8 protein-coding genes are annotated in these 10858 nt (G+C 65.6%); 1 reads left to right on the top strand and 7 read right to left on the bottom strand.

Annotated elements, in window-relative coordinates:
• Positions 1 to 1173, top strand: a 1173-nt coding sequence (locus V6M49_RS01130) for an APC family permease (RefSeq protein WP_332759572.1), incomplete at its 5' end; no start/stop codon positions are given.
• 133 nt (positions 1174 to 1306) lie between these two features.
• On the opposite strand, the gene V6M49_RS01125 is transcribed toward V6M49_RS01130, so the two are convergent.
• From V6M49_RS01125 to kdgD, 7 genes are all read right to left on the bottom strand, one after another.
• Entirely contained in the window at positions 1307 to 2011 is a 705-nt protein-coding gene (locus V6M49_RS01125) for a FadR/GntR family transcriptional regulator (protein ID WP_332759571.1), read from the bottom strand.
• A gap of 10 nt (positions 2012 to 2021) precedes the next feature.
• A complete protein-coding gene (locus V6M49_RS01120) occupies positions 2022 to 3149 on the bottom strand; it encodes an L-talarate/galactarate dehydratase (protein WP_332759570.1) in 1128 nt (375 codons plus the stop codon).
• 98 nt (positions 3150 to 3247) lie between these two features.
• A complete protein-coding gene (locus tag V6M49_RS01115) occupies positions 3248 to 5344 on the bottom strand; it encodes a putative bifunctional diguanylate cyclase/phosphodiesterase (protein WP_332759568.1) in 2097 nt (698 codons plus the stop codon).
• A 436-nt stretch (positions 5345 to 5780) separates the two neighbouring features.
• On the bottom strand, positions 5781 to 6701 hold the full coding sequence (locus V6M49_RS01110) for an AEC family transporter (protein WP_332759566.1): 921 nt from the start codon (positions 6699 to 6701) through the stop codon (positions 5781 to 5783).
• 81 nt (positions 6702 to 6782) lie between these two features.
• Positions 6783 to 8111 carry an enolase C-terminal domain-like protein gene (locus tag V6M49_RS01105; RefSeq protein WP_332759565.1) on the bottom strand — a complete coding sequence of 443 codons (1329 nt, stop codon included), beginning with the start codon at positions 8109 to 8111 and terminating at the stop codon, positions 6783 to 6785.
• The gene (locus V6M49_RS01100; protein ID WP_332759564.1) at positions 8108 to 9724 is read right to left on the bottom strand and encodes an aldehyde dehydrogenase (NADP(+)); all 1617 of its coding nucleotides are present in this window, start codon (positions 9722 to 9724) and stop codon (positions 8108 to 8110) included. The genes V6M49_RS01105 and V6M49_RS01100 overlap by 4 nt, the downstream gene beginning before the upstream one ends.
• 43 nt (positions 9725 to 9767) lie before the next feature.
• Entirely contained in the window at positions 9768 to 10682 is a 915-nt protein-coding gene (gene kdgD / locus V6M49_RS01095) for a 5-dehydro-4-deoxyglucarate dehydratase (protein ID WP_332759562.1), read from the bottom strand.
• Between the last annotated feature and the right edge of the window lie 176 nt (positions 10683 to 10858).

Genomic DNA, 10858 nt, shown 5'->3' with positions numbered 1-10858 from the left:
ATCATTGTGCTGTCCAACCTGGCGGCGGTCGCCGTCGACTTCTTCTACCTCATGCTGGCCCAGCTGTTCGGGAACCCGGAACTGGGCGAGCTGAGCAAGAACCTGCCGCTGAACATCGCCACCACCCTGGTGTTCATCGCCCTGGCTTGCTGGATTTCCTACCGGGGCATGGAAGCCACCAAGGGCGTGCAGTATGTACTGGTGGCGTTCCAGCTGCTGGTGTTGGGCTGGTTTGCCGTAGCTGCCTTCACTCACGTGGCCAACGGCTCGGCGTTTGATGCGACCGCCATTTCGCCGGACTGGTTTAACCCGTTCGCGGTCGGATCCTTCTCAGCCTTTGCTGCCGGGGTTTCCCTCTCCATCTTCATCTACTGGGGCTGGGACGTCACGCTGACCATGAACGAGGAAACCAAGAATCCGGAGAAGACTCCGGGACGGGCGGCAACCGTCACCGTGGTGGTGATTGTCGCGATCTACATGACCGTTGCGCTGGCAACTTTGTCCTTCGCGGGCGTGGGCGAAACCGGCCTTGGCGCCGGGAATCCGGATAACCAGTCGAGCATCTTCGCCGTCCTCTCCGGGCCGGTGATGGGACCGTTCGCCATCCTGATGTCCCTTGCCATCCTGAGCAGTTCGGCCGCCTCGCTGCAGTCCACGTTTGTGTCGCCGGCGCGGACCATGCTCTCGATGGGCCACTACAAGGCATTCCCGGGCCGCTTCGGCAAGGTCAGCCCGCGCTTCAAGTCCCCGAGCTACGCCACGATCGCCGCGGGCGTTGCTGCCGCAGCCTTCTACGTCATCACGCGGACCACCTCGGAGAACGCGCTCTGGGACACCATCACGGCGCTGGGCATGATGATCTGCTTCTACTACGGCGTCACAGCCCTGGCATGCGTCTGGTTCTTCCGGGCTCAGGCGTTCAGCAATGGCCGCGCGTTCTTCTTCAGGTTCCTGGCGCCGCTGCTGGGCGGAGTCATCCTGCTGGTGATGTTCTTCAAGACCGCCGCCGATTCCATGGACCCCGAGTACGGCTCCGGATCATCGGTGGGCGGGCTGGGGATGGTGTTTATCCTGGGCATGGGCGTGATCCTGCTGGGCGTGGTGATCATGCTGGTGATGTCCACGCTGCGGCCCGAGTTCTTCAAGGGGCAGGTGCTGGCCCGCGGGAACTGAGCGTCCGCCAAGGCCGGCGGGCGATTTCTCCCCTCCGGACGGACTAATCCCCGTGTAACGCGGCGGGGAAAAGACCGCAATGCGGGGAAGAGCTGCGCCGGCGTTGGTGTGTTGCGCTGAGTGCGGGAGGCGCCTAGGCCGGCGGGCGTACCGAAGCCTTGAACCGCCGTCGGGAATTTGCGAGGTGGCTGCGCATGGCGGCAGAGGCGGCTGTCTCATCGCCGTCGGCGATGGCGGCAGCAATGGACCGGTGCTCGTGCACCACCTGGTCAAAGTGGTCACGCGCGTAATGCTCGACGCCGGTGAGCAGCCGGGTGCGCGGCATCGCGATCATCGTCTGGCCCAGTGCGGCCAGGCAATCTGAGTAGAAAGGGTTGCCGGAGGCCGCCGCGATGGCGCGGTGGAACTCGAAGTCGGCCTTCATGGCGTGGCCGGGGTGGTCAGCGCTGGCGGCGAACTGTTCCAGGGCAGCATTGACCGCCCGGAGCTGGCGGTCGGAGTGGTTGCGGGCGGCCAGGGCAGCAGCTTCGGTCTCGACGCCCAGCCGGAATTCCAGCAGGTGCAGGCGGTCTTCGATGCTGGCGACGGGGCGGCTGCCCGGGACTGGCTGGGGGCCGTCGTCGGGCGGGGTCAGCGCGAAGCTGCCCCGCCCGCGTTCGGTTTCCACCAGCCCTTCGGCCTGGAGGCGCGTCAGTGCCGAGCGCACCACGGTGCGGCTGACGCCGAAGTCGACCATCAGCGCGTTTTCGCTGGGAAGCTTGTCGCCGGGCTGGATGACGCCGTCCACGATGCGGGTGCGAAGGTCGGCGGCGAGGTCCGCGGTCAGGTTCCGGCTCATGCGTTCAAGGTTACGCGCCGAACTCCACGGACTCGGTGGTCCAGGCGCGGGCCTGGTCGCTGAGGGTCACGCCCAGGCCGGGACGGTCCGGGACCAGCATGCGGCCGTTCTTGGTTTCGAGGCGCTCGTTGAACAGCGGGTCAAGCCAGTCGAAGTGCTCCACCCACGGCTCCCGCGGGTATGCCGCGGCGAGGTGCAGGTGGATCTCCATGGCGAAGTGCGGTGCCAGGCCGAGTTCGCGTTCGTCCGCGAGGGCGGCGAGGCGCAGGAACTGGGTGATGCCTCCGACGCGGGGTGCATCCGGCTGGATGATGTCGCAGCCGTTGGCGGTGATGAGGCCCTTGTGTTCGGCTACGGACGCCAGCATCTCGCCGGTGGCGATGGGCGTGTCCAGGACGTTGGCGAGGTGCGCGTGGCCCTCAAAGTCGTAGGCATCGAGCGGCTCTTCGATCCAGATGAGGTTGTATTGCTCCAGCTGGCGGCCCATGCGCAGGGCGGTGGCCCGGTCCCACTGCTGGTTGGCGTCCACCATCAGGGGAACGTCCCAGCCGATGTGTTCGCGGATGCCGGCCACGCGGCGCAGGTCCTCGGCGGAATCGGGCAGGCCTACCTTGATCTTGATGCCGCCGATGCCTTCCTCCAGGAGTACGGTGGCGCGGTCTTTGACCTCTTCAAGGGAGGCGTTGAGGAAGCCGCCTGAGGTGTTGTACGTCTGGACGGAGTCCCGGTAGGCGCCCAGGAACTTAGCCAGGGAGAGTCCGGCGCGCTTGGCCTTGAGGTCATAGAGGGCGATATCGATGGCGGCCAGGGCCTGGGTGGCCACACCCGAGCGGCCCACGGAAGCGCCGGCCCAAAGCAGCTTGGTGTAGATCTTGCCGATGTCGTTGGGGTCCTCGCCGATGAGTCCCTGCGCGACCTCCTTGGCGTGGGCGTACTGGGCGGGGCCGCCGGCGCGCTTGGAGTAGCTGAAGCCGATGCCGCTGTGGCCCAGTTCCGTGGTGATCTCCGCGAACAGGAACACCACTTCGGTCATGGGCTTCTGGCGGCCGGTGAAAACCTTGGCGTCACTGATGGGGACGGCCAGTGGCAGCCGGGCGGTGGAAAGCTTTACGTGCCGGATGGCGTCGACGGTACTCATGGTTGCTCCTCGAAAGCAGGCTGTCCGGGCTGCATTGCCCTGCTACTTAGCGTACAAGTATCCAACTTGTATTACAAGTATGTCGGCCATCTGCACTGTCACGGGGTGAGAGGCGCGCCTTCGGCAGCCCGGTCGGGATACAGAATGGAAAGGGGGCCTGTCTGTGGTTGTTGGCGGCGGTCCGCGAGCCAGGCATCCAGTTCCGTGGCGGGAACTGGTTTGGACATAAAGAAGCCTTGTGCCACGTCGCAGCCATAGTCGCTGAGGGCGCGATATGCGTCTGCGTTTTCCACTCCTTCGGCGGTCATACCCAGTCCGAGGCTGTGGGCCAAGTCAATGGTTGAAACTACCAGAGCTGTGGCGCGGGAGTCTTCGGTCATGGACAGGACAAACGACTTGTCGAGTTTGAGTTCGTCGATGGGGAGTTCCCGCAGGTAGGACAGGGAGCTGTAGCCCTTGCCGAAGTCGTCGACGGCGATCCGGACGCCCATGTCGCGCAGCGTGGCCAGCACCCTGCAGGCGCGGTCGCGGTCAGCCACCAACAGGTCTTCCGTGATCTCCACTACGAGGACGGAGGGTGATAATCCGCGTGCGGAGGCCATCGCGTCAATCTGCGCCGGCAGGCCCGAGTCGATGATTGAAGGTGCGGAGAGGTTCACTGCCACGGTCAGTGGCTGACCCTCTGCCGCCCAAGCTGCCGCTTGGTCCATGGCCTTTCCCAGGACGACGCCCGTCAGGCCCGGCATGAGTCCGGCTTCCTCGAACCGTTGCAGAAAATCATCGGGCTCCAGAAGCCCCAAGTCCGGATGCTGCCAGCGGACGAGGGCCTCCACGCCGCGGACGTCCCCCGTGCCGAGATCGATCTTTGGCTGGAAGTGCAGGAGCAGTTGGTCCCCACTCAATGCGTCCTTCAGCGTCTGCAGGGGGTGGGTCTGCTTTAAGCCGGTGGTGACCTCGCCGCCGTCGTAAACGAAGTGGCCGCTGTGCGTCGATTTCGCCTTGTACATCGCCATGTCAGCCCGACGCAGCAACATCGTCAGGTCCTGTCCTTGGTCCGGGTGACACGAAATGCCAATGCTGGCATTGACGTGCACCGTGACACCGCCCAGATCATATGGTTCGGCCAGTGCTGCCCTCAACTTGACGGCCACGGCCCGTGCCTCGTCAACACCGCAGTTATCGACATGAATGACGAATTCGTCGCCTCCCATTCGCGCCAGCAGGTCGGCAGACCGAAGTTGCCCGGACAGACGCCCGGCGACCTGGGCGAGGAGTGTGTCGCCCACGTCGTGGCCGAGGCTGTCGTTTATCTCCTTGAACTTGTCGAGGTCCAGCAGAAGCACCGCACTGCGGCGTCGGCCGCTTGAGGCAAGACGGCTCGGCACCTCCGTGTAGAGGGCCCGCCGGTTCGGAAGCCCGGTCAGCTCATCAGTGCGCGCCTGATGCAGCACGTCGGCCAGCCGGATCCGCTGCCGGAACACCAGCGGGAGCGCGGCCAGCGCCAGAGTCAAGCTGGCCAAGACGACAGCGGGCGGGACCACGCGCACCTGCGTTCCCAAAACCAAAACAGAGAGACTCGCGACGGTCGCCAGGGCAGGAACCGCCTGGGACGGAACCGCCAAGGTCTCCCTTCCCGGCGGCTCATTGCGGCCCTGCATAACAACCCAGGTGCCGATCACGGCGAGGCCCAGCGCCCATGAAGCGTCCAGGGGTGTTCCGACGACATAGACATTATTCAACTCCAGCAGGGCATAGCCGATGTCGGCACCGGTAAACGTGAGCAGTCCCAGGACCAACAGGGCCCATCCCCGTCCGATGCTGCGTCCTGTGGTCGCTGCGATCCCAATCACCGCAGCCACCAGGAGGAGATCCAACAGGGGATAGGCGGCGCCGAGTGCCATCGCCAAGGAACGCGGGCCGTCGAGGACCGCGCTGAGGATGGGGTCCATGACCACCGCGAGAACGGCTGAAGCCCCCAGGGCTCCGACAACGGCGTCGAGGACGACGGGCCATGTCATGTCCGGCAGGCGACGCCGTATGACCACGGCCAGGGTGGCCAGCATCAACACATAGAAGCCTGTGTAGCCCACGTCGGCGGGGGAGGGCAAGGGCACATCCGCGCCGCCAACAGACATCAGGATGTAATAAGTGTCCCCTGCAGCCGTGCAGGATATTGCCCCTGCTGCGAGGATCATCTCCAGTCGCCTACGCTTCGTGCGGTGAACTACCAGCCATCCGACCGTTGCGGGAACCCAGACCGTTAGCAGGGCAAGGAATCCGTCCACCAATGGACTGAAGTCCGCACTCGGGCGAAGAGCAAGTCCGATGGAATACACCCCGGCCACCGTCACGAGCCCGAGGCTCCACCATCGGGAACTACGCACGTCGATCCCTGTGAAACCCGACCGACCAGCGGGCTGTTCGGTAGTCATGCGATCTCCATCTATGTCGCCTGTCATCGCTATTCGAGGACCGGAATCGATCGCCGGAAATGAACTCAATCGAGGGTTTGGGTCCACTATGCGGTAGCAACGACGGAGGTCAACGCAACGACGCGCGGAACGATTCAGGGCCATTCGTCGGACCCGCCGTCGGACGTCCGAAGGGGCAGCTGGAAGATCTGCCCCGCGTCTATCCCACCAGCCAGGCGACGGCCAGGAGTGCGCCCACACTGAGAACCGTGGTGCACAGGATGACGTCGCGGGCCACCGTCATGCCGCGGCCGTAAGGAGAGGCAAAGAGGAACACATTCTGCGCCGTGGGAAGTGCCGCCATGATCACGCTGGCCAGGAGATGCTGGCCTTCCAGCCCGAAGACAAAGCGGCCAAGAACCCACACAATCAGCGGCATCCCTCCGATCTTGAGGAACGTCGCTACGAGGGTTTCGGTCCGGCCGTCGTCCTTCTGCAGGGGCGCGCGGCCGGCGAGGGACAGGCCGAAGGCCAGCAGGACCATGGGCACGGCCCCGCCGGCCAGCATGTCGATCGGCTTTTGCAGCAGGTCCGGCGCGGTCCAGCCGGTGAGGGCGACGGCCACGCCCAATGCGGACGCGATGATCATGGGATTGCCGAACGGCTGCAGCAGCATCTTCTTCCACGAGATTTTGGAACCGGAGACCAGCCCCAGGACCGTCAGGTAGAACGGCGCCATCACCAGGAGTTGGACCAGGAGCACGGGAGCCACGTGCTGCGCCGTCCCCACGGCGTATAGGGACACCGGGATACCGATGTTGTTGGCGTTTGCGTAGCTGCTGGCCATGGCGCCGACGGCGGTCTCAGCAGCAGGGCGCCGGAAGAACAGGAAACTCGCCAGCCAATAGAGAAGCCCCACTATCGCTGCGGAGAGCAGCGCGAGCGGGGCATCGGTCCCCAGGGCGGCGCGGATATCGCTGCCGGCAACCACCGTGAACAGCAGCGCCGGGTTCGTGACGTAGTAGGCGGTTCGGGTCAGCGCGCCCTGGACTTCCGGCCCCAGGATCCGCAACCGGGCAGCGAAATAGCCCACGCCAATGACGACGGAGACGATCAGGATTCCGGAAACAACGCCGCCCACAGGCCACCCTTCTATTTAGCTGTTGGAGGTTCCGCACGGCCGACCCTGTTGGAGAGGGCCGGCCGTGGGGAAGCGATGGTCCTAGCGGACCAGGCAGGGCCGCTTCGGGTCGAAGGACCAGCCGTCGATGTAGTACTGCATGCCGATGCTGTCGTCGCGGGCGTCGAGGCCGTGCTGCAGGTACAGTTCGTGCGCCTTGTCCAGCGCCGCCCGGTCCAGCTCGATCCCCAGCCCCGGAGCGTCCGGAACTTCGATGGCGCCGTCGCGGATCTGCAACGGGTTCTTGGTGAGCCCCTGCCCGTCCTGCCAGATCCAGTGGGTGTCCAGCGCGGTGATTTCGCCCGGGGCGGCCGCACCGGTGTGGGTGAACATGGCCAGGGAAATGTCGAAGTGGTTGTTCGAGTGCGATCCCCAGGTCAGGCCGAACTCCTTGCACAGCTGCGCCACGCGGACCGAGCCGGACATGGTCCAGAAGTGCGGGTCCGCCAGCGGAATGTCCACCGCGTTGCTGCGGATGGCGTGGGACATCTCCCGCCAGTCCGTGGCGATCATGTTCGTGGCCGTCTTCAGCCCGGTGGCTCGGCGGAACTCAGCCATAACCTCTCGGCCGGAGAAGCGGCCTTCCGCGCCGCACGGGTCCTCTGCATAGGCCACAACGCCCTGCATGCGCTTGCCGAGGCGGATTGCCTCCTCCAGGAGCCAGCCGCCGTTCGGGTCAAGAGTTACCCGCGCCTCGGGGAATCGCTTGGCGAGGGCCGTGACAACGTCAACTTCGTCGTCCCCGGACAACACGCCGCCCTTGAGCTTGAAGTCACTGAAGCCGTAGCGCTCCTGGGCTGCTTCGGCCAGCGCGACCACCGCCTCCGGCGTCATCGCCTCCTGGCGGCGGAGCGTCTCCCAGCGGTCCTTGGGGACGTCCTCCACCAGGTAAGGAAGGTCCGTCCGTGCATGGTCACCAATAAAGAAGAGGTATCCGAGCATCGGCACCGAGCTGCGCTGCTGGCCGTCGCCCAGCAACTCAGCGACCGGAACGCCGAGGAACTGGCCGTGCAGGTCCAAAAGGGCGGACTCGACGGCGGTGACGGCGTGGACCGTGGTGCGCAGATCAAACGTCTGCAGGCCGCGGCCGCCGGCGTCGCGGTCCGCGAACTCTGCGGCAATCCCGCGCAGCAGGGAGCGGTAACGGGCCACGGGCTGGCCGGTGATCAGCGTTCCGGCCTCTTCGATGGTGGACTTAATCTTCTCCCCGCCGGGGACCTCGCCCAGGCCGGTGCGGCCCTCGGAGTCGGTCACAATGACCACATTGCGGGTAAAGAACGGTCCGTGCGCGCCGCTGAGGTTCATCAGCATGCTGTCGTGGCCGGCCACCGGCACCACTTCCACACGGGCAATGGTGGGCTGGTTGCTCATGCGTTGACCTTATCTTCTGCGTCGGCTGCGGCTTCAACCGTGCCGTCGATGCGGCGGTTCAAGTGCCAGGGGTTGGCGTCCTGGAGCGCTGCGGGCAGGAGTTCCTGGGGGATGTTCTGGTAGGCGACTGGACGCAGGAAGCGGGTGATCGCGAGGGTGCCGACCGAGGTGGTGCGGGTGTCGGAGGTTGCGGGGAACGGTCCGCCGTGGACCATGGCATGGCCCACTTCGACGCCGGTGGGCCAGCCGTTGACGATGATGCGCCCCACCTTCTGTTCGAGGGCGGGGATCAGGGGTGCCGCCGTCGGGTAGTCCTCCTCGGTGAGCTGCAGGGAGGCGGTGAGCTGGCCCTCGAGCCGGCCGATGGCTTCGAGGAGTTCCTCGGTGGAGGAGTAGCGGATCACCAGCGATGCCGCGCCGAAGATCTCTTCGTGCAGCACGTGGTTGGAGACGAAGTCCCTGACCTGGGTGCCGAAGATGGTGGGGGCGGGTGCGTTTTCGGTGGGGCCGGGGGTGCCTTGTCCGACGACGTTGACGCCGGCAGCGGAGCCGAGTACCTCAGTTCCGGCCTGCCAGGAGCTGGCGATGCCTTCGGTGAGCATTGTCTGTCCGGCGCAGGTGGAGATAGCGCGTCCGACGGCGGCAGCGAGTTTGTCGCCCAGCTCGCCTGAGGGGGCGAACAGGAGTCCGGGGGACGTGCAGAGCTGGCCTGAGCTGCCGGTGACGGCGGTGACGTACTGCTGCGCCAGGGCATCGATTTGTTCGGCGGAGCCGTTGAGGGCGCCCGGGAACACGAACACCGGGTTCAGCGAGGACATTTCCGCGTACACCGGGATGGGTTCCGGCCGGGCTGCTGCGGTGCGCATCAGGGCGCTGCCGGCACTCTGGGAGCCGGTGAAGCCGACTGCTTTGATGGCGGGGTCGGCCACGAGGGCCTGGCCGATGCTGGCACCGGGCCCGTAGATCAGGGAGAAGACGCCGGGGTGCAGGCCTGCATCCGCAACAGCCTTGACGATGGCCTGGCCCACGAGTTCGCTGGTCCCGGGGTGGGCGTTGTGGGCCTTGAAGACCACCGGGCAGCCTGCGGCGAGGGCGGACGCGGTGTCTCCTCCCGCCGTCGAAAACGCGAGCGGGAAGTTGCTGGCGCCGAACACGGCCACCGGACCGATCGGGATCTGGCGCTGGCGGATGTCCGCCCTGGGCATAGGCGTGCGGTCGGGCAGGGCCGGGTCGATGCGGACGCCGCGGAAGTCGCCCTGCCGGACCACTGCGGCGAAAAGCCGCAGCTGGCCGGTGGTGCGGGCGCGTTCGCCCTGCAGCCGGGCCGTGGGAAGCCCGGTTTCCTGGCCAGCGCGGATGATCAGTTCATCGCCGATCGCCTCGATGTTCTCGGCTATTGCTTCCAGGAAACCGGCGTGCGTCTCGGGATCCAGGGTACTGAACGACGGGTAGGCAGCCGCGGCGGCGGAGGTCGCCGTCGTCAGCTGTTCTTCGGTGATAAGCGAATACGCGGGAGCAAGCTGCTCGTTGGTGGCGGGGTTGAAGCCGAAGGCGGTCTTGCCGTCGCCGGCGACGGGCCGGCCGGCGATCAGGGAATGTCCGGTGAGTGTCATAGTGCTGACTCCTTAGGAGAGACGTTGATCAGGAGACTGTGGTTCAAGAAGCGGTGGCGATGAGGGCCTTGAGGTCTGCGAAGTCCTGGGGTGCCAGGTTCTGCAGCGGCGGACGGACCCCGCCGGCGGAGCGGCCGATCGCATCCAGGCCGCCCTTGACGATGGAGACCGAGTAGCCCTTCACACGGTCGCGGATGTCCAGGTATGGGATGACGAAGTCGTTGAGCTTCTTGTTCACGGCGACGCGGTCGTTGTTGCGGACGTCCTGGTAGAAGTCCAGCGCGAACTGCGGGACGAAGTTGTACATGGCGCTGGAGTAAGTGCTCATGCCCAGCTGCAGCAGCGGGAGCGCGAAGGTTTCCGCCGTGGGGAGGCCGCCGAGGTAAAACAGGCGGTCGCCGAGCTTGGCATAGACACGCGCGTCGTGTTCGAGGTCGCCCACGCCGTCCTTGAATCCGATCAGGTTTTCGTGGCGGTCTGCCAGGGTGGCCACCGTGGTGTCTTTGTAGATGGCGTTGGCGCGGTTGTAGATGATGACACCCAGCGAGGTTGAACTGCAGATGGCGCTGACGTGGTCGATCAGGCCGCCCTGGTCCGCCTCAGTGAGGTACGGGGGGAGGAGCAGGAGCCCGTCGGCGCCGGCGGCCTCCGCAGCTTGGGCGTTCTCGATGGCCTGTGCAGTGGAACCGCCCGCTGAGGCGAGCACCGGGACAATGCTGCCGACTTCATCGACGGCGGCGCGGACCACCCGCTCGGATTCCGACGGCGTGAGGGAGAAGCCTTCGCCGGTGCCGCCTGCCGCGAAGAGGCCGGCAACCGGGAAGCTGGCCTGCCAGGCAAGGTGCTTACGGTAGTTTTCCTCGTCGAACTGCAGCTGGGCATCGAATGACGTCACCGGGAACGACAGCAGGCCTTCCTTGAGGGTGTCTGCCAGTTCCTGCGGGGTGTACTTTGCCACGGTGGTGTCCTCTGTGTGGGCGCCGCGTGCTAATTTTCGCGGGCGGGGTGTCGGTTCCTGTCCAGAGTAGGCAGGCCACATGATGCCTGTCTAAGCCCTATTTCGTATTGATTGATACCCGAACAGCATCATCGGGCCCCTCCGGAATTCCAGCGAAGTAGCGGACTCGCCTCGCC

It is taken from the genome of Pseudarthrobacter sp., assembly GCF_036675385.1.
GTDB lineage: Bacteria > Actinomycetota > Actinomycetes > Actinomycetales > Micrococcaceae > Arthrobacter.
This window is presented reverse-complemented; position numbering and strand designations above follow the sequence as displayed.